At 37.4% G+C, this 21159-nt stretch carries 22 protein-coding genes; all 22 read right to left on the reverse strand.

What is annotated here, in order from left to right; genetic code table 11:
- Positions 1-217: 217 nt before the first annotated feature.
- On the reverse strand, positions 218-430 hold the full coding sequence (gene atpE, locus OPF91_RS05255; protein WP_264987638.1) for a F0F1 ATP synthase subunit C: 213 nt from the start codon (positions 428-430) through the stop codon (positions 218-220).
- A gap of 63 nt (positions 431-493) precedes the next feature.
- Positions 494-1204, reverse strand: a complete 711-nt coding sequence (gene atpB, locus OPF91_RS05260; RefSeq protein WP_264987639.1) for a F0F1 ATP synthase subunit A — start codon at positions 1202-1204, stop codon at positions 494-496.
- Positions 1205-1244: 40 nt separating this feature from the next.
- The gene (locus tag OPF91_RS05265) at positions 1245-1616 is read right to left on the reverse strand and encodes an ATP synthase subunit I (RefSeq protein ID WP_264987640.1); all 372 of its coding nucleotides are present in this window, start codon (positions 1614-1616) and stop codon (positions 1245-1247) included.
- 503 nt (positions 1617-2119) lie between these two features.
- Complete coding sequence (gene wecB, locus OPF91_RS05270) at positions 2120-3235, reverse strand: non-hydrolyzing UDP-N-acetylglucosamine 2-epimerase (RefSeq protein WP_309297410.1); 1116 nt, start codon at positions 3233-3235, stop codon at positions 2120-2122.
- Between the two features lie 81 nt (positions 3236-3316).
- Positions 3317-3946, reverse strand: a complete 630-nt coding sequence (gene upp / locus OPF91_RS05275; protein WP_264987642.1) for a uracil phosphoribosyltransferase — start codon at positions 3944-3946, stop codon at positions 3317-3319.
- A 68-nt stretch (positions 3947-4014) separates the two neighbouring features.
- Complete coding sequence (locus tag OPF91_RS05280; protein WP_264987643.1) at positions 4015-6183, reverse strand: bifunctional diguanylate cyclase/phosphodiesterase; 2169 nt, start codon at positions 6181-6183, stop codon at positions 4015-4017.
- Positions 6184-6455: 272 nt separating this feature from the next.
- The gene (glyA, locus tag OPF91_RS05285) at positions 6456-7697 is read right to left on the reverse strand and encodes a serine hydroxymethyltransferase (RefSeq protein ID WP_264987644.1); all 1242 of its coding nucleotides are present in this window, start codon (positions 7695-7697) and stop codon (positions 6456-6458) included.
- A gap of 27 nt (positions 7698-7724) precedes the next feature.
- Positions 7725-8267 (reverse strand): TIGR01440 family protein, encoded by a 543-nt coding sequence (locus OPF91_RS05290; RefSeq protein WP_264987645.1) that lies wholly within the window; start codon positions 8265-8267, stop codon positions 7725-7727.
- A 20-nt stretch (positions 8268-8287) separates the two neighbouring features.
- Complete coding sequence (gene rpiB / locus OPF91_RS05295; protein WP_264987646.1) at positions 8288-8725, reverse strand: ribose 5-phosphate isomerase B; 438 nt, start codon at positions 8723-8725, stop codon at positions 8288-8290.
- A gap of 319 nt (positions 8726-9044) precedes the next feature.
- Positions 9045-10328 carry a methyl-accepting chemotaxis protein gene (locus OPF91_RS05300; RefSeq protein ID WP_264987647.1) on the reverse strand — a complete coding sequence of 428 codons (1284 nt, stop codon included), beginning with the start codon at positions 10326-10328 and terminating at the stop codon, positions 9045-9047.
- A gap of 8 nt (positions 10329-10336) precedes the next feature.
- A complete protein-coding gene (locus tag OPF91_RS05305) occupies positions 10337-10777 on the reverse strand; it encodes a low molecular weight protein arginine phosphatase (RefSeq protein WP_264987648.1) in 441 nt (146 codons plus the stop codon).
- A gap of 34 nt (positions 10778-10811) precedes the next feature.
- The gene (locus OPF91_RS05310; protein WP_264987649.1) at positions 10812-11309 is read right to left on the reverse strand and encodes a manganese efflux pump MntP; all 498 of its coding nucleotides are present in this window, start codon (positions 11307-11309) and stop codon (positions 10812-10814) included.
- Positions 11310-11463: 154 nt separating this feature from the next.
- Complete coding sequence (locus OPF91_RS05315; protein WP_264987650.1) at positions 11464-12501, reverse strand: L-threonylcarbamoyladenylate synthase; 1038 nt, start codon at positions 12499-12501, stop codon at positions 11464-11466.
- Positions 12502-12595: 94 nt separating this feature from the next.
- Positions 12596-13168, reverse strand: coding sequence for a stage II sporulation protein R (locus OPF91_RS05320; protein WP_264987651.1), 573 nt, complete (start codon positions 13166-13168; stop codon positions 12596-12598).
- Positions 13169-13212: 44 nt separating this feature from the next.
- Positions 13213-14073, reverse strand: a complete 861-nt coding sequence (prmC, locus tag OPF91_RS05325; RefSeq protein ID WP_264987652.1) for a peptide chain release factor N(5)-glutamine methyltransferase — start codon at positions 14071-14073, stop codon at positions 13213-13215.
- A complete protein-coding gene (gene prfA / locus OPF91_RS05330; protein WP_264987654.1) occupies positions 14060-15136 on the reverse strand; it encodes a peptide chain release factor 1 in 1077 nt (358 codons plus the stop codon). The genes prmC and prfA overlap by 14 nt, the downstream gene beginning before the upstream one ends.
- Positions 15137-15234: 98 nt before the next feature.
- Entirely contained in the window at positions 15235-15807 is a 573-nt protein-coding gene (locus OPF91_RS05335) for a thymidine kinase (RefSeq protein ID WP_264987655.1), read from the reverse strand.
- A gap of 81 nt (positions 15808-15888) precedes the next feature.
- The gene (rpmE, locus tag OPF91_RS05340; protein WP_264987656.1) at positions 15889-16092 is read right to left on the reverse strand and encodes a 50S ribosomal protein L31; all 204 of its coding nucleotides are present in this window, start codon (positions 16090-16092) and stop codon (positions 15889-15891) included.
- Between the two features lie 151 nt (positions 16093-16243).
- Complete coding sequence (locus tag OPF91_RS05345; protein WP_373877035.1) at positions 16244-17224, reverse strand: FecCD family ABC transporter permease; 981 nt, start codon at positions 17222-17224, stop codon at positions 16244-16246.
- Positions 17225-17277: 53 nt separating this feature from the next.
- Positions 17278-18324 (reverse strand): FecCD family ABC transporter permease, encoded by a 1047-nt coding sequence (locus OPF91_RS05350; RefSeq protein WP_264987658.1) that lies wholly within the window; start codon positions 18322-18324, stop codon positions 17278-17280.
- Positions 18325-18373: 49 nt separating this feature from the next.
- Positions 18374-19168 carry an ABC transporter ATP-binding protein gene (locus tag OPF91_RS05355; RefSeq protein WP_264987659.1) on the reverse strand — a complete coding sequence of 265 codons (795 nt, stop codon included), beginning with the start codon at positions 19166-19168 and terminating at the stop codon, positions 18374-18376.
- Between the two features lie 82 nt (positions 19169-19250).
- On the reverse strand, positions 19251-20975 hold the full coding sequence (locus OPF91_RS05360; protein WP_264987660.1) for an ABC transporter ATP-binding protein: 1725 nt from the start codon (positions 20973-20975) through the stop codon (positions 19251-19253).
- Positions 20976-21159 lie beyond the last annotated feature (184 nt).

Raw genomic sequence — 21159 nt, forward strand, 5'->3', positions numbered from 1 at the left:
CATAGCTTTTACTGTGTCAAAATGAAAAGCGAAGTTTCCCCCGTATTAACAGGCTGTAAGATTCTCCATTCAAATTGTATTTGAATAAAGATAAACAGCCTGTAAAAACCCGATTGGTTCAACTAACCTTTAGTGAAGATAAACCTTCACTAAATGAAGTTTCACTTTATCTGGAGAATCTTGCTTCGCCACTAGTAAAATTCAGTATAGTACTGAATTATTTATTCATTACGATAAACGCAACTACTACTGCGATGATCGGTAGGGCTTCAACTAATGCAACCCCGATGAACATTGTTGTTTGAAGAGCACCACGTAATTCTGGTTGACGAGCGATACCTTCTACTGTTTTTGATACGATAAGACCGTTACCAATACCTGCACCAAGTGCACCTAAACCAATTGCGATTGCTGCTGCTAATAAACCCATTTGAAAACTTCCTCCTTGGAATTGTTTGTTTTTTAATTTTTAAGCATAGAATTATGCTTTATATTAATGGTCATCGCTCACTTTATGAGCCATGTACACCATTGTTAACATTGTGAAGATAAAGGCTTGGATAAAGCCTACGAAAATAGAGAATCCTTGCCATGCCATCATTGGAATAATTGCGCCAACGAAACCAACAGCACTTGATGCTGCTAAAGTGGCAAGTAAACCAAGTAAAATCTCACCTGCATAAATGTTACCGTAAAGACGTAGACCTAACGTTAATGTGTTAGCAAATTCCTCTACAAGTTTTAGTGGAAACATGAATGACATTGGTTTAAAGAACGTACCACCATAATGACCTGTGCCCTTCATCTTAACACCATAGTAGTGTGTTAATACTAAAATCATTGCTGCTAATGTCATTGTTACGGTTGGATCGGCTGTTGGTGATTTCCACCATAGAGTGTGATTATAGGCGATTGAAAACGGAAGACCCAATAAGTTAGATACCGCAATAAACATAATTAATGTGATACCTAAAACATGGAATCGACCACCTGTTTTCCAGTCCATATTGCTTTTGATGATGCCCTTTACAAAATCCATAACCCATTCCATAAAGTTTTGCATCCCAGTAGGTTTTAGTTTGAGGCTTCTAGTTGAGACAAATGCAATTATAAAGACAATAACTGCGGCAACTAATAGCATCATCACTGTGGATAGATTGAATGTTAAAAAACCAATCTTGTATAACGGAGCTTCATGATTCATTGTTAATTTTTCACCTCTCTTTCTAATTTTTTAAAGTACATTAGCGATTCCTTACGTGTGCTACGATTCTCTCGACAAAGAGAAAGATGTACGGAATCATTAGCCCAATAACTGTGCTAATTAAGTGAAAATAGTTGGGCCACAAAATGGCTGTCGCAGCCGCTGCTATACCTGAGGCAAAGCGTAGTGCTGTACCAATTGAGCCTATCTTCTTCCCTTCACTAATGGACCTATCAAACTTCTCCATACGACGAACTAAAATCCAAAAATTATATGTACCAAAGAATGCACCGACTGCGATGCCCGCAAAAATCGTTTGATAAGGTGTAAAACCCCAGCCTAATGCACAGAGTGCGAGCAAAAAAAATAACGCTCTCTTCTGCATAGCAAAAATGTGATGCAAATCTAGCATTGGTTTATAATCTCCTGAATCGTTTTTTCGAGTAAAGAAACCGTTTGTCGACCACTTTGTGAAATCAGAAAAGAGCAGTGACATACTACTCAGTTTGCGAATTTGTCATTGTCTAAAAAGTAGAAGGAAATGTATTGGTAACGCTTTCCTAATCAATAACAAAGTAAATCGCACAAACCATTACAAACCGACAGTATTTGTTTATACTGTCAATTTAGTAGAAACTTGATATAACAAGTATTCCTATGTCGATTCTCGAATAGAAACCCTTATCATTCTTACCCTTTGTAAGCATACAATAGCTGATATTTGAAGTCAATTAGTAAAGGTGAAAAACTTCACAGCTACTACAATCTTGTCAAATTGTTGACAAATTTGTGTATACTCTCATCTAGTATATAGAATTATGTAAAAAAAGCATTTATATTAAAATGTCGTCATATGACAAAGAAAAAGCTAACTGTTACACGATGTTCTGTGTAGCAATTAGCTTTTGTATCACATTATTTTTGTAAAAATTTTAGAAGTGCTTCTACGATACGTTTAGATGCATGACCATCACCATATGGATTAGACGCCTTTGCCATTGCTTCATAAGCATTGACATCTTCTAATAATTCTTTTGTTAGTGTATAAATTGTTTCTTCTTCCGTTCCTGCAAGTTTTAACGTCCCTGCTGCAATGCCTTCTGGGCGCTCTGTCGTATCACGTAATACTAAAACAGGTTTTCCTAATGAAGGCGCTTCTTCTTGTACACCACCTGAATCTGTCAAAATCATATATGCATTCGCTGCAAAGTTATGGAAATCAAATACTTCTAATGGTTCAATTAAATGTACACGTTCATTGTCTCCTAAAATCTCATTCGCAATTTCACGAACAGCTGGATTCATATGCACAGGGTATACTACTTGCACATCGTCATGCTCCGCTAAAATTCTAGTAATTGCACGGAACATATGACGCATTGGCTCTCCTAAATTTTCACGGCGGTGTGCTGTTAATAAAATCATTCGGTCTGTGCCCATTTTTTCGAGCACAGGATGTGTATAATCCTTATTCACTGTTGTTGCCAAGGCATCAATAGCTGTGTTACCTGTCACAAAAATCGTTTCTAATTTTTTATTTTCATCTAATAGATTTTTCTTGGATACTTCTGTTGGCGCAAAATGAAGGTCAGCCATCACACCTGTTAATTGACGATTCATTTCTTCGGGATATGGTGAATATTTATTCCAAGTTCGTAAGCCTGCTTCTACATGTCCAATCGCAATTTGATTGTAAAATGCCGCCAAGCTTGCAACAAAGGTTGTCGTTGTATCACCATGTACTAGCACGATATCAGGGCTTGCTTCCTTCATCACCTTATCTAAACCTTGTAAAGCATTCGTTGTCACATCAATTAATGTTTGACGATCCTTCATAATATTCAAATCGTAGTCAGGCGTAATTTGGAACGTTTCTAATACTTGATCTAACATTTGACGATGCTGTGCTGTTACCGTCACAATCGACTCTATTTGCTCAGGATATTTTTGTAGCTCCAATACAAGTGGGGCCATTTTAATTGCTTCTGGTCTTGTGCCAAAAATCGTCATTACCTTCCATTTTTTCACCACAATAACTTGCACCATCCTTTGTTAAATTTGTTCTTCATATGGAAACGCCCTCCAGTTGTTGCAGGGCGCTTCCGAATGACATTATTTTGTACCAAATAAACGGTCTCCAGCATCCCCTAAACCAGGTACGATATAGCCATGATCATTTAATTTTTCATCAAGTGCAGCAATATAAATATCTACATCATTATGTTTTTCTTGAATTGCTTTCACACCTTCTGGCGCAGCAATTAAACACATAAATTTAATGCTCTTTGCACCACGTTTTTTCAAGGAGTTAATCGCCTCTACTGCTGAACCGCCTGTCGCTAACATTGGGTCTACAATGATGAAATCACGCTCTTCTACATCAGCAGGTAGTTTTGCATAATATTCTACAGGCTGCAATGTTTGTGGATCACGATATAAACCGATATGCCCCACTTTAGCTGCTGGGATGAGTTTCAAAACGCCATCTACCATCCCAATACCTGCACGTAATATAGGTACAATCGCAATTTTTTTCCCTGACAGTACTTTTGTTTTAGCCGCTGTTACAGGTGTTTCAATTTCGATTTCTTCCAATGGTAAATCGCGTGTAATTTCAAAAGCCATTAATGTTGCTACTTCATCTACCAGCTCTCGAAATTCTTTTGTTCCCGTATTTTTATCGCGAATATACGTTAACTTATGTTGGATTAATGGGTGGTCAAATACATATACTTTGCTCATAGAAGATCGCTCCTAACCGTTCATATTTATCTTATCTAGTATAACAGAAAAAAGAAGCCTTCTCAAAATTAATTGAGCGAGGCTTCTTGCATATCGAGTATTTCATTCAGTTGCTCTGGCATCATTGGTTTATAGTAGAAATAGCCTTGTCCCACCTTACAACCTAAAGCACGTAATATTTCTACTTGCTCCTCATTCTCTATCCCTTCAGCTACTGATGTCATCTCTAAATTTAAAGCAAGCTGGACAATTGAACGGACAATGGCTAAAGTAGCCGCATCATCAATTGTATTTAAAAAACTACGGTCAATTTTCAATTCCGAGAATGGTAAACGCTGCAAATAACTTAATGAAGAAAAACCTGTACCAAAATCATCTACAGATGTTGTGATACCTTGCTCTGTTAATTTTTGAATAATCGCGAAGGCTGTTTGGAAATCGACCAAGCCTACGCTTTCAGTCACCTCTACAATGATATAGCTTGGATCAATATTGTATTTGTGAATCATGGCTAATGTATCTTCTACAAAGCCCTCATGGTAAAAATGTGTAGGTGAAATGTTAATGGCCACCTTCATCAACTTTTTGCCTAATCGTTGCCGTTCTGCTAACCATTCAAGAACTTTTTCCAAAATTTGATTATCTATATCTCGTACCTTTCCAGCACTTTCTGCCACTGGAATAAACATGGCAGGTGAAACAAACCCCAACTTAGGTGATACCCAACGTGCAAGCGCCTCTATACTGTGAATTTCTCCCGTTTGTAAATGAACTTTCGGTTGTAGATTCACTGAAATTTCTTTGTTTTCTAGTGCCTCTGATAAATAATTTAACACCATCATCTGCTCTTCTAACATATCATTGCGCTGTTGTGTAAATATTTCCACATGTGTACCTGGCTTCTTGACCGCTGAAGAAACAGCATTGTCTGCAAAACGTATAGCATCTTTTACAGAGATTTCTTCATTATAATAAGCCACACCTGTTTTTATCGTAATATACACTTGCTTACCAGCTAATATGAACGGTTGACGTACAATATGACGAATTCTTCTATCATAGTTTGTTAAATTTTTATCTGTTGTCATCGTTAATATAATGAGGGCTGAACTTGTAAAACGTGCAATGTATTCGTTATGCTCTCCTTCATTTTCTTGTAAGCGCTGTGCAATTTGTTTTAAAAGATCATCTCCTACACTTCGCCCGTACAACTCCACAATTTGATGGAATTCACTAGGTAGCACAATTTTCACATCACCTTGTCCATATAGGCTATCAATTTGTTCAAATAGGCTATATCTATTTGGCAATCCCGTTGGTGTATCTAAATAGGCTAAATTCCAAATTTTCTGCTGTGTTTTTTCATAGACAATAGCTAATGCAACAAGGTCACCAATTTTACGGAACACTTTTTCAAATAAATTCGGATTATCCATTTGCTCTGTACAGTATATACTGAAAAAACCGATTGTTTGCTGCTGTTGGTTATGAATAGGTATAAACCACCCTGTTTTACTTTGTGCTACTTGTGCAAACAGTTTATGTTCCAATGGAATATCTAATTCATCCCAACAATTCACCTGAATGACATTTTCTTCATTGAATACCTTTTCATAAAATGCCGTTTTTGCACAACTTTTCGATATATCTGTATAACAATTATCCCCTGTAAACACGCGTAATTGATCTTCTTCTAATTCAATTAGTATTGTACTCACAATATTGGGCGCAAAAAATTCATCTAAACCATTACAAATCGCTTTTAATTTTGTATAAAAAGGGCTGTCCTTTTCAATGGCCTCATACATTTCTTTTTCTAGTCTTATTAAAAAGTCTTCTATATGATAATATGTAACATTTTCTACAAACGCTAATACATAGGTTGTTGTATTTGTAGCATTTTGAAATGGTAATGCTTGCACTTCAGCCCAAAATGCGGACTTCTCTAAACGATCATGGTATAGTTTTGCCTGTACCATGACGCCACTATGTATTTTTTGTTTAATCATCTCAAGTGTCGCTACTTGCTCCTCTTGAAATAGTAGCTCAAAATAATCTTGATTGATTATTTGGGAATGTTCCATATTTGTTAATATACAAAAATAATTATTACACGCTACAATATTATAATTATTGGTGGCATCAAAAATAACATAGCCTTTCTTCGAGTTTTCAGCTAAATTGCAAATAGCCTTCAACAGCATTTCATTTTGTATTTCTAATGAATTTGTAATCATTTAATCCCCCCTATCTTTACCATCTTGTCATTTTAAATTGTACACAAAAAGTGAATGAATTGTCACTTTATAGACAAAATTTTTTTCGACATAGCTGGGTATTTTTATAATATTATAGGTCATTTACTTTAGTTCAGCAAAGAACTTATCTCTATTTATATTAATATTTCGAATTTTTAGTTACTATTAGTCATTTAATCAGATTTTCTAACAAAAAAGCCCAAGCTAGGACAAACGCTCAATCAGCATTTCATCTAACTTGGGTTAACTTTTTATGCGTACAATGGATATTTATCCGTTAACACTTTCACACGGTCTCTCGCTTCAGCTTTAACCGCTTCATCTTCTGGGTTTTTAAGTACCATTGCAATAATAGCACCTACTTCTTTTATATCATCTTCTTTGAAGCCACGTGATGTGACAGCAGGTGTACCAATACGGATACCAGAAGTGACAAATGGTGATTCCGTATCATATGGAATGGTATTTTTGTTTGTTGTAATACCTACTTCGTCTAAAGCATGTTCTGCTACTTTACCAGTTAAGCCAAGTGATTTCACGTTTAATAATACGATATGATTGTCTGTACCACCTGATACAATTTTCACACCTTCAGCCATTAAAACATCTGCTAAAGCACGTGCATTTGCTTTTACTTGCTTTGCATATTCTTTAAATTCAGGCTGTAATACCTCACCAAATGATACTGCTTTTGCAGCGATTACGTGCATTAATGGACCACCTTGAATACCTGGGAATACTGATTTATTCAGTTTTTGCTCCCATTCTTTTGAAGCAAGGATTAAACCGCCACGTGGCCCACGTAATGTTTTATGTGTTGTAGATGTCACAAAATCAGCATATGGTACTGGTGATGGATGTTCACCAACAGCAACAAGACCTGCAATATGTGCCATATCTACCATGAAGTATGCCCCTACCTCATCAGCAATTTCACGGAATTTTGCAAAGTCAATCTCACGTGGATAAGCAGATGCACCAGCAACAATTAACTTTGGTTTATGTTCCAATGCTTTTTGTCGTACATCTTCATAATCAATCACATTTGTATCTTCTGTCACACCATATTCTACAAAGTTGTAAAGGACACCTGAGAAGTTTACTGGTGAACCATGTGTTAAGTGACCACCATGGGATAAGTTCATACCAAGAACTGTATCACCTGGCTCTAAAATTGTATGGTAGACCGCCATATTTGCTTGTGCACCTGAGTGTGGCTGTACGTTTGCATATTCTGCACCAAAAATTTCTTTCACACGATCACGTGCAATATTTTCTACTACATCGACATATTCACAGCCACCATAGTAACGTTTACCAGGATAACCTTCAGCATATTTATTTGTTAATACAGAGCCTTGTGCTTCCATAACTGCTTCGGATACAAAGTTTTCTGATGCGATTAACTCAATATTAGCTTGTTGACGCTTTTTTTCTGCAAGAATTCCATCTAATACTGCTTTGTCTTGTAGTGCTAATTTTTCATATGCCATGTTTCAAATATCCTCCTAGAAAATGAATTATTTATATACTGCACGTTCTCCACCAATTAGCTTTGGACGTGTTGTTGCTATTGTGACAATGGCTTCCCCTACTTTATCGACTGTTGTACGAACAGGGACAGCTACTGCTTTTAAATGCATACCAATTAATGTTTGGCCAATATCAATGCCTGCACTTGCCTGTACATTTTCTACAACAACAGCATTCGTAAATTGTGTATAGGCATAGGCTGACATGGAGCCCCCCGCTGTACGAACAGGTACAACTGCTACAGGCTCATAGTCAAAAAATTCCGCTGTGCTTGATTCTAATGTAATAGCACGATTAATATGCTCACAGCCTTGAAAAGCTAAATATAGCCCATGCTTCTCTGCAAATGCTTGCAGGGGTTCAAAAATAGCTTCTGCTATGTCGAGTGCACCCGCTGTTCCAATTTTCTGACCAATTACTTCAGATGTTGAGCAGCCTACGATAAAAATTGTTTTTGCTCGTAGTGTTACCTGCTCTTCAAATTCCATGAGTAACTGAGTCAACTGTGCCCGTATTTGTTCTACAACCATCTGCTCAGCCCTCCCTATGTTTAACCCTCTAACTCTGTGATTTTTTCAATGCGACGTGTATGACGACCACCTTCAAAATCTGTTTCTAACCATGTTTGAACGATTTCACGTGCAAGGCCTGGACCAATAACACGCTCACCCATCGCTAAAACATTTGAATCATTATGACAACGTGTTGCCTTTGCACTAAATACATCATGCACTAATGCACAGCGAATACCTTTAAATTTATTTGCAGCAATCGAAATACCAATGCCTGTACCACAAATTAAAATACCGCGGTCAAACTCGCCTGCCGCTACCTTTTCCGCAACTGGACGTGCGTAGTCTGGATAATCCACTGACTCATCTGTTTTTGGACCAAAATCTTCATAACTAATAGTTAGCTCATCTAATAGCTGCATAATCTCACGACGTAAATTATTACCACCGTGATCAGAAGAAATTGCTATTTTCATCGGGATTCCCTCATTTCGAATTTATAGTCAACAATAGTGTACCACTTCTCTTCTAAGAATAACATGATTTTTCTTATGCTTTTATGCTGATTTCCCCTAAAAGACGAACGTTTCTTGTACATCGATCATATAATATTCATTTTTATGCTTTTTTCATTACTAAACCTTTAAAAAGTACGGCACAAAATTCGGATAACATACTTTTACTAGAACAGTTCGTCATCCAAAAATTTTTCCACTTTTTTAGTACAGTGGACATTATTGTTGGAGTCTGCAATAGCAAAAAGACTGTAGCTATTTCTCTACAGTCTCTCATACTTTAAGCTTGTCTATCAAATTGTTGGATAACATTGTGTAATTCTTCTGATTGTTTTCTTAGGCCTTGCACCAATCGTTCTACCTGCTCGATAGCATGGGCTTGTTCCTCCGTTGCACTGCGTACTTCCTGTGCACCTGCTGATGTTTCTTCTGTAATAGCTGCCACTTCTTGCGATTGCCTTACTGTCGTTTCAATATTATGCATTTGTTGTTCTACCAATTCAGAAATTTCTACAATCGCTGCTGCCATTGACTGTACGTTGGTAGACATCGTATCCACAGCTGTTGTCGTTTCTGAAACACGAGACACTTCTTTTGTTGTAAAGTCGACCTGCTGGTTCATACGCTTCACGACAGCCTCTACATTGTGCTGCATTGTTTGAATTAGCTCTGTAATCCCTTGAACAGCTTTTGCACTTTCATCTGCTAAGCCTCGTACCTCCTCTGCCACCACAGCGAAGCCTTTTCCATGCTCACCTGCACGTGCCGCTTCAATAGAGGCATTTAAAGCAAGTAAATTTGTCTGTGCAGCTAAGTCACCCACTAAGCCAATAATTCGCTCGACTTGTCCTGCATTTTCTTCTAAGGCACGAATGCTTCCTAATGCTTCTTGATTATCTGCGGCAATTTGTTGCATACCTTTCACAAGTAATTCAATTGCTGTATTTGTTGTTGTAAGACTTTGTAATATTTCTTTCGATTGCTTCGCTGACAGTTCAGCCCGATTATTGACTTTGGTAGCTAATGCGCGCACATCTTCTATTGCTTCAACTGTATCTTGTACAGCTACTGCTGATACTTCTGCACCATTTGAAATATGCTTAACTGTTGACACAATATTTTCTGTTTTTTTCGTTGCCATTTCTGCTTCATCCGATAATCGAATAATTGATTGATTCGTTTGCTGAAAATTCCCTTCAATACTCTCTACCATTTGACGTAAATTAATTTGCATTTGCTGGAATGCTTCTGCAACTGAGCGTATTTCATCATTCGTTCTTGGTAGCTCCACATCACGCCCAATTTTTCCTTCCGCTACATACTTCACTGAATTTTCTAAATTTTGGAGTGGTTTCACTAAAATCACACTAAAAATAGCAGCTAAAATACCAGACCATATAATCCCTGCTAAATAAGTCCCTGCCTCAAACCATTTACGATTGATGTCAGGTAAAAAAGTAGGTTGAATAAATTCAATAAATATAAAACTAATACTATACGTGATTATTGCAAGAACACTAACAAACAAAACCATTTTGCGCCGTAAGCCAAATTTCTTTTTCATGTTGTCCCTCAATTCTTGTCGATTTTTTGTCGTAACTGTGCTATCAATGCTGTCAATTCTGCGAACGTTTCTTCATATATATACTGATTGCCACCATATGGGTCTATCACATCTCCCGTATCTTCTTCATTTATATATTCTTTCAATGTAAATGTTTTATGTAATGCCTGTGGAAAATGAGCAATAATGGTTTCTTTATGCGCTACTGTCATCGTTAAAATCAAATCTGCCCATGTCATTTCACCATCAGAAAATTGCGTTGCTGTATGTTGATGTGCTATTTGCGCATTATTCAATACTTGCTGTGCATGTATGGACATTTCAGCTTGTGGCATAGCAAAGATCCCTGCGGAACGTACTTCTATAGTTGCTAATTGATTATTCTTTAAAATTGCTTCAGCCATTGGACTGCGACATGTATTGCCTGTACATACGAATAATATATTCATCTAAATCACCCTTCTTTATTTCCCCTTACAATCATTACTGCTGTACCGCTAAAATACTCATAATAATAAAAACAATGCCCGCAATAATCGAAATTTTCTCCCCCCATAGTACTTGACTTTTTCTTGCAATTACAAGCGACACATAGGAACAAATAAGAGCACCTATACCTGCACTCATAATAAAAATTGTTTTCTCTAAATTCAACATACCAAAAGATATGCTTACTGAAAAGGTATCGATACTCGCCGTTATCGCTAATAGAATAGGAGAAATCGTTATTTTCTTTTCCTGATGAGAAAACAGTAACAATTGGAGACCGATGCAAAATAATAATATACTCGAAATCCATTGTCCCCACTCGACTAAAAATTGTAGTAGATAATTCCCTAGTTCAAAGCCTAGTAACGGGAAAAGCATGTGGAGAAACGCTGTCCATATAGACAATAATAGTCGATATCTTACATTTGGTAATACTATATACAAACCAATGACATCTATTGATGTAATAATACCTGCAATAATCCCTTGCAAAGGTACACTCCTTTGTCCTCTAATATTTTATCATTTTATGCTCGAACATGCAGTATTATCCTCTCTATTACTTACCATATACTTTAGGAAATGAACAAAGATAAAAAGACATTATCTATTCACAATGGAATACATAATGTCCTTTCTCGATTCTTTATTTTGTTATATACCAATTACCACCAGATGCTTTTTCAAGTCGATTCATAATCGCCGCTCCTACACCATCTGTAGAAGTCGCTGTCACTAAAATAACAGTCGCCTCTGTTTGATCACAAGCTCGTAATGCTTGATACAATGCTATTCCCATATCTTCTTGACAATTTTCTTCACCTAATGAAAAAAAGAAATCCGCTTTACTCATCATAAAGCTGTTTGGTGCTAATAATGCAATTTTTTCACTTTGTGCTTGTAGTTCATCTATTGCTAAGCTAACTTTTTGCCAATCACAATCAATTAACATGACAGGTGCATTTGGTGCATAATGTGTATATTTCATACCTGGTGCTTTTGGCGTGCTTTCTAATTTTTGTTCCGCCTGTGTTGGTTGTAATACAGGTCCAATCACTTCTTCTAGCATCTCTTTCGTAATGCCTCCTGGACGTAAAATAACAGGTGGCTCATGTGTGACATCTAACACTGTAGATTCAAGCCCAATTCCTGTAGCTCCTCCATCCAAAATATAAGGTATGTATCCATCTAAATCCTCTTGCACATGAACAGCCTCAGTTGGACTTGGCTTGCCACTCCGATTGGCGCTTGGTGCTGCCAGTGGTTTTTTTAGTTGCTGTAGTAATGCAAGGGCAACAGGATGATCAGGCATACGTATACCGACCGTTTCCAATCCAGCCGTTACGCTAGATGCAAGTATATTCGGTTTTGCCGACATAATGAGCGTCAATGGACCAGGCCAAAATACTGCCATACATGTTTTAGCCACTTCTGGAATATCGTCAATATAAAGTGCCACTTCTCCCTTTGTCCCAATATGCACGATTAATGGATTATCTGCTGGACGACCTTTTGCTTTAAAAATATTTTTGACTGCATTATCATCTGTAGCAATTGCGCCTAATCCATATACCGTCTCAGTTGGAAAAGCTACAAGCCCTCCACTGTTCAAGATATCCACAGCTTGTGCATAATTTGTCTGACTATTCACATTGTTCTCCACAACCTTACACACAGTTTTCATCCTTAAAACCTTCCTTCACTTCATTAATTTTACTGAATTATCCACATATTGTTTATAACTCTTGAAAAACTGTGTATAAGTTATCTGAATTTATTCACAATTCTTCAAAAACACCCTTCAACCATTCCCATACAAAGAAGTTCACTTCACTCTCTTCTTCCTCTTCTTTATCTGGTTCACATACGTTAGGAAAGACGCTACACCACCAATTATCACCTCTCGCATCACCTATTTGTATGACGATTGACTGATACATATTTTGTGGATAAAGGATGGCTTGATGTCTTTTAGGTGGGAATAAGTTTGCTCCTAGTATAACGCTTATTGCTGTTTGTGGATAATTTTCTTTAATATGCTGTTCCATTTGCTGTCTAATCACAAGCAATTGCTCTTTATCCACATCTTTTGTCACTTGTTGAAAATAAGGTTGTAACTCTTGTACAAGTTGCTGCTTTTCATACTGGTCATGTGCAGTATTGCTATTCGCAATCACACGTACACGAAAATCTTGCTCTTGTACTTGATTCATTGTTTCTTTTGCCAAATCTATCAATATAGGAATATAGTATACGCATAATTGTAGCGCAATTCCCATCACAATTAATTTTACACAAGCAATGATGATATTTAACTTAGATAATCTTGTAATCTTGTATTCGTTTAACATAAAAACCCCTCCTTGCTCAACATTATTGACAAGAAGGAAGCTCTTTATTCATGAATTTCACAAAAAATCATACGAGGTTTACCATTAATATCTTTTTCGATTGTAATCTCTGCCTGTGGAAAACTTTTTTGAAAAAATGATGCTACTTGTTCTCCCTGTGTATAACCAATTTCAAGACCAATCAGTGCTGGTTTATTCATTAAAGCTGGCAATTGCTCTGCCAGTTGTCGGTACAATATAAGCCCATCCTCTTCTGCAAAAAGAGCGCTATGTGGCTCATAATCTAGCACAACCGTTGACATCTCCTTTGCCTCATCAAATGCGATATACGGCGGATTCGATAACACAATATCTAGTTTTTCCTGTGCAAGAGGTGCAGTTAAATCGCCTAATCGACAATCAATAGTTGCTCCCAGCAAGCTAGCATTCTTTTGTGCTGTTGCTAATGCTTTGTCTGATAAATCCGTTGCAATCACTGTCAGTTCAGGGCATTCTAGCTTCATCGAAATAGCGATAGCACCACTACCTGTTCCGATATCTGCCAGCTTTAATGCTCGATGCTGAAATAGATTTTGGATACGCTGTATTGTCCCTAACACTAATTCCTCTGTTTCAGGTCTTGGGATTAATACCGATTCATCTACTATAAATGAGCGACCATAAAATTCCTCGCTCCCGACACAATATTGCACAGGGCGACCATTGCCATGCTCCTCTATCAATTGCTGAAAACGCTCTTGTTGTGTTGTTGTTAATGTATTTTGTAAATGCAGCATAACTTCTGCATAGCTTATCCCAAGTATATGTTGCATCACAATACGTGCTGCTGTCTGCTCTCTTCCATTATCCACCAAAAAAGAAGAAGCCCAATCAAGGGCCTCCATTACATTTTTATAGCTCATCATTTAAACGCTCTAGTTTTGATGCTTGCTCCTCTAAAATAAGGGCATCAATAATTTCATCTAATCGACCTTCGATAATTTGGTCAAGCTTTTGGATTGTTAAGCCAATACGATGGTCTGTTACACGATTTTGTGGATAATTGTATGTGCGGATACGTTCAGAGCGATCGCCAGAGCCTACTGCTGATTTACGTGTTGCATCGATTTCTTTTTGCGCTTCCTGCATATACATATCAGCTACACGTGCACGGAGAATTTTCAATGCTTTTTCACGATTTTTGATTTGTGAACGTTCATCCTGCATGGACACGACAACGCCTGTTGGTAAGTGGGTCATACGAACAGCCGACATGGTTGTATTAACGGATTGTCCTCCAGCACCTGAAGAAGCGAATGTATCAACGCGAATATCCTTTTCATGAATTTCAACATCTACTTCTTCCACTTCAGGTAAACATGCGACTGTTGCTGTTGACGTATGAATACGACCTTGTGATTCTGTTGCTGGGACACGTTGAACACGGTGTGCACCATTTTCAAATTTGAATTTGGAGTATGCGCCTTGTCCATTAATCATGAAAATAACTTCTTTATAGCCACCCATCGGATTCGGTGTCGCTTCCATGATATCAATTTTCCAGCCCTGTGTTTCTGCATAGCGTGAATACATGCGGAATAAATCACCTGCAAAAATATTCGCTTCATCTCCACCTGCTGCACCACGAATTTCCATAATAACGTTTTTATTATCGTTAGGATCTTTTGGGATTAATAAAATACGCAAACGTTCCTCTAATTCTTCTTGCTGCTCTTTTAATGAGTTGAACTCTTCTTTAATCATCTCATGCATATCAGGATCTTTTTCGTTATCCAGCATTTCACGAGTATCAGCGAATTGCTCCTTAACACTCTTATATTCACGATAAGCATCTACCGTTTCTTGAATATCTGATTGTTCCTTGGAATATTCACGCAATTTTTTACTATCATTTACAATATCAGGATCACTTAAAAGCTCATTTAATCTTTCATAACGATCTTCTACTGCTTGTAATCGATCAAACATGGGTATCACCTCTATATTCATTTTCTATTATAAGTGGGTTAAAACAGCTTTCACATCATTACTTAGTATAAGGAAATTTTCATATATCCGCTACTGTTTTAAAGAGGTGGATGTGTATGACATTTGCGACAAACTGGATAATAGGAGTCATTCCCGCCAATTTGGATTTGATCCCCTGTATAAACAGGTTTGTGATTTTCATCTACACGCAAATTCATTGTCGCCTTTTTATGACAAAACCAGCAAATCGTTTTCATTTCTTCGATTTTGTCTGCATATGTCAGCATATATTGACTGCCTTCAAACAGTTCATTTTGAAAATCGTTTTTCAAGCCAAAGCCCATCACAGGAATATCTAGCTCATCCACAATTTTCGCTAGCTGTAAAACATGTGATTTCTTTAAAAATTGTACTTCATCGACAAGTATGCAGTATGGTTTCGCAGCATTATTTTGTACAATTTCGAAAATATTTGTATCATCATAAACAGGAATAGCTTCTTGACGCAAGCCAACACGACTTGATACAAACCCTACCTCATCACGTGTATCAAGTCCTGATGTGAACATCATGACAGGTTTTTGTTGTTCTTCATAATTATGGGCAACTTTTAAAATTTCAATAGATTTTCCACTGTTCATTGCGCCATGCTTAAAATAGAGCTGTGCCATTATCCATATACTCCTCTTCTCAATAGACTGAAAAAAATACCTGCCAAGCGTATCGTATGCTTGGCAGGTATTAAACTAAAATTAGTTTTTAAGACCGTATTTTTTGTTGAAACGATCCACGCGACCATCAGCAGACGCGAATTTTTGACGGCCAGTATAGAATGGGTGACATTCGTTGCAGAACTCGACAACGATGTTTTCTTTTACTGAACCAGTTTTGAAAGTGTTACCACAAGAGCAAGTTACTGTTGCTTCTTTGTAGTCTGGATGAATTCCTTGTCTCATATTCGTTTTCTCCTCTCGCCCTGAACCATCTGGAACAGAGTATTATCGAACTGTGCCTTACATAGCCCGAATATGTCGGCTATATATGCACACGTTACATACTTTTGAATCATAGCATAACTATTAGTACTTTTCAAGAGAAAATGCTAACTTATTCTTTTAATCGTGCTAATAAATATAAGAAATACGGGGCACCTAAAACAGCTACAACAATACCTGCTGGGATTTCAGAAGGCTCCAATATAGAACGTCCAATCGTATCAGCTAATAAAACAAGCAATCCGCCTAATAAAGCGGAGACTGGCAATAAAATTTGATGCTTTGCCCCGACAAGTTGACGTGCCAAATGAGGTGCAATTAACCCGACAAAGCCAATGCCACCACTGACTGATACACTAGCACCAGCTAAACCGACAGAAGCTGCTAATAACCAACGTCTTTCTTTTTCAATCGATGCGCCTAAGCCAATTGCTGTTAATTCATCTAAATTTAAGACATTTAATATCCGTGACTTTGAATAGATAAACGGTAGTAAAATAATTAGCCATGGCAATAAAGATAAAACGAATTTCCAATTTGAACCCCAAATACTGCCTGCTAGCCAAGTTGCAACAAATTGATAATTTTCAGGTGTTAAACGCAATGTTAACACAATCATTGCTGAGCTAATACCCGCTGCTACAGCAATTCCCGTTAACAACAAGCGCATCGGTGTAATCCCCTCATGACGTTTATAAGACAAGGCATAAATAATAATAGCCGTCATGCCAGATCCTATAAAGGCCAAGACAGGAAGCAAATAAACAGGAGCCGCTGCTGTTGAAGGAAAAAAAGAAATAAATAACATAACCATAAGTCCTGCCCCTGCATTGATACCTAAAATACCAGGGTCCGCTAGAGCATTACGTGAAATTCCTTGCAAAATAGCTCCTGAACTAGCCAATCCCATTCCGACCAATATAGCAACCACTATACGTGGTAGACGAAATTCAAATAAAATTAATTGTTGCTGTGCATCCCCTTGTCCGAATAATGTTCGTAAAACTTCTAATGGTGTCAGTTTAATAACACCTGTATTCATGCTAATCACAAACGTAATAAGGATGAGAACTATCAATGTACCTAGAATAATGAAATGTTTCTTCCTCGTCTTTTGCTGACTAGCTGTTAAAAAAGCATGATGGCTCACAATTCTTTTCCTCCTTTACGTGCTAAATAGAGGAAGAATGGTACGCCGATAAAAGCAATCAATGCTCCAATGGGTGTTTCATATGGTGGATTAATGATACGAGCCGTAAAATCAGCCAGCACAACTAATAATGCACCATATACTAATGAACAAGAAATAATCCAACGATAATCATGCCCAACTATGTATCTCGCCAAATGAGGAACAATTAGCCCAACAAAACCAACTGCACCTACAACAGAAACAGCAGCACCCGCTAATATTAAAACAATAATCATGCCCCACACTTTAATCACGACTGTACGTTGACCAAGTCCAATAGCAAGCTCCTCACCCAAACTCAGTAATGTAATCGAACGTGACAATATCAGTGCACCAATCATTGCCACAAGTATCCATGGCGTCAGGATTTGTAGATGACTCCACTTTGTACCTGAGACACCACCAGCATACCAAAAGGCTAAATCCTGTCCAATACGATAATACAGTGCAATCCCTTCTCCTAATGCCCCTAAAAGCGCACTTACTGCTGCCCCTGCAAGCACTAAGCGCATAGGTGTCAAACCACCTTTAGCCAATGAACCAACACCATAGACAATGACTACCCCTAATCCCGCTCCGACAAATGACCACATAATTAAATACATATATGACATTCCTGGAAAAAAGGCAAAGCAAACAGCCAGCATAAATGCTGCTCCTGCATTTAATCCTAGCAAGCCTGAGTCTGCTAATGGGTTGCGTGTCATACCTTGCATAATGGAACCTGCCACTGCGAAGCATGCACCAACTAATGCTGCTCCTAGTACACGCGGCAAACGAATCTCACGAATAATTTGATGCTCCGTTAAATCCGATGAAAAATGAAAAACAGCCGTCCATACAGTACCTAATGAGATATTGGCAGCTCCAAAAGATATGGATAAACCGATAGCAAATAGTAAACCTACCACACCTAAAACGAGTGCTATAATAGCGCGTATGGGATGTGTTCGTCTTTTCAGCTCCTCTAATTGATTGAGTCCTTCAGCTGACGTAGCCATGTACTTCCTCCTTAAAACAAGATCCTTTTAAATTCTGTTAACGCTACTACTATTTATCTCTTTCATATAATTGATAGGATAAACAAATAGGATTCGCACTATATGGACATATAGCCATTTCCGCATCGATATGAAAGACTGTTTGTAAATTTTCCTTTGTCATCACCTCATTAGGATGACCATTCACAATGAGCTGACCATTTTTCATCGCAATCATAAAATGAGAAAAACGAGAGGCATGATTTAAGTCATGTAAGACCATAACAATTGTCCGTCCTTCTTCTTTATTCAACTTTTGCAATAATAAAAGAACATCCAATTGGTGTGCTAAATCTAAATAAGTTGTTGGTTCATCTAAAACAAGAATATCTGTCCCTTGGGCTAAAGCCATTGCAATCCATACACGTTGACGTTGCCCTCCTGATAATGCTTCAATCGGTCGATCGCTAAATTCTTTCAAACCTGTGACATCAATAGCCCAATGGATATATTCGTAATCCTCTTTACGCAATGTTCCAAAGCCTGTTTGATGCGGAAAACGACCATATGACACTAATTCAAAAACAGTTAACCCCCCTGGTGCTGTAGCTGTTTGTGGCAAAATCGCCATTCGTTTTGCTACTTCTTTTGTCTTCAATTGATGAATGGCTTTCCCATCTAAATAAACCGCACCTTCCTGTGTTTTTAGCACACGTGCTACAGCTTTTAATAAAGTCGATTTTCCACAGCCATTTGGACCAATAATTGTTGAAATTTGACCCTTTGGAATTGTTACACTTAAATCATCTACAATTAAAGTAGAAGAGTAGCCGATAGCAACATGTTCGATTTCAAGAACTGTCATATAAAATTTTCTCTCCTTTGTCATAAACAAGGCCTAAATATTAAAGAAATGACATACATCATTTCTTCAATGATTAAATCTTCTATATTTGTAAGCCAAATTGTGCTGTATACAAGCCATAGTAAGCTTGTTTATTATCCATCAATTCATGATGTGTGCCTTCTTCAATAATTCCCTTTTTCGATACAACAACGATACGATCAGCATCTTTAATGGTCGCTAAACGGTGCGCAATCACTAATGTCGTACGCCCAATCGACAGCTCATTTAATGCTTCTTGAATCGCCTTCTCTGTTTCAGTATCTAACGCTGATGTAGCCTCGTCCAAAATTAAAATTTTAGGATTTTTTAAGAAAATACGTGCAATCGATAAACGTTGTTTCTGGCCACCTGATAGCTTCACACCGCGCTCACCAATTAACGTATCCATCCCTTCTGGCAAAGCATGAATGACATCCTCTAACTGTGCACGTTTTGCCGCATACCAAATGTCTTCTTCACTTGCGTTTAAATCTCCGTAGGCAATATTTTCTCGAATCGTCCCATCAAACAAAAAGACATCTTGTTGGACAATTCCAATATGTGAGCGCAATGAATGGAGCTTGAAATCCCGTATATCCATACCATCAATTTGGATAGCCCCCTCACTCACCTCATAAAATCGTGGTAAAAGACTACAAATAGTCGATTTTCCTGCTCCTGATGGTCCAACAAGTGCAACGGTTTCACCAGAACGAACTTTTAGATTAATATGATTTAGAGCACGTTTATCCTCCGTATAGCCAAACGACACATTACTAAATGTAATCGTTCCTTCAATTTCAGCAATTGCTTTTGCTGTTGGTTTATCAGCAATTTCAGGCTCTGTCTCAAGAAACTCAATATAACGTTTAAAGCCCGCCATACCTTTTGGATAACTTTCAATAAACATATTAATCTTATTAATAGGTCCTAAAAGAATGCCTGATAATAGGATAAATGCGATAAATTCACCGTTCGATAAATGTCCATTTAAGACAAAATATGCCCCAACAAATAATGTGAATAATGATAGCACCTTCGTTAAAATACCTGAAATAGCTTCATTCCATGCCATTACTCTATATGAGAACAGCTTTGTTGTACGGAATCGCTCATTATTAACTTTAAAGCGATTAATCTCATGCTCTTCATTTGTAAAAGCTTGTACGACACGAATACCGCTCACATTATTTTCAACACGAGCATTAAAATCAGCAATATCTCCGAACATTTGACTAAATGCCTTTGACATCAGCTTGCCAAAAATAATCGTTAAAATCAGAATAACAGGCACGAGTAAGAATATAAGCAGTGTAAAGGTTGGATCAATATAAAACATCACACCAAATGCTCCAATAATGGTCATCGCAGCGATAAAAATGTCTTCTGGACCATGATGAGCGAGCTCCCCAATATCCATTAAGTCATTCGTTAAACGTGACACAAGATGCCCTGTTTTATTATTGTCAAAGTAGCGGAATGATAACTTTTGTACATGGCTAAAAGATTCTTTACGCATATCTGTTTCAATATTAATTCCTAGCATATGCCCCCAATAGGAAACAACAAAATGCATAATTGAATTTAGTATGTATAAACCGAATAACAGTGAACTCGCCATAATAATCCACTTTAATTCACCATCTGGCAATATATCGTCAATCACCTTATTTAAGACAATGGGAAAAGCTAGCTCTATGAGTGCCACCAAAATTGCACAGGAAAAATCAAGTATAAATAACCCTTTGTACGGCTTGTAATATGAGAAAAAACGTTTTAAAAGCACTGCGAAACCTCCTAATTCTATATATAATAATTGATAATGATTATCATTATAAATTAAACTATACTATAGCTACCTTTATCCAGCAATACTTGTTTTTCTATACAAAATGCAATATCAGTAACACATATTTTAGCGACAAGCTTCAATGACCTTTGCGCTACCTGCTAACGCCATAAAAAAACCA

This window comes from Lysinibacillus piscis, assembly GCF_026012395.1.
In the GTDB taxonomy this organism is placed as follows: domain Bacteria; phylum Bacillota; class Bacilli; order Bacillales_A; family Planococcaceae; genus Lysinibacillus; species Lysinibacillus piscis.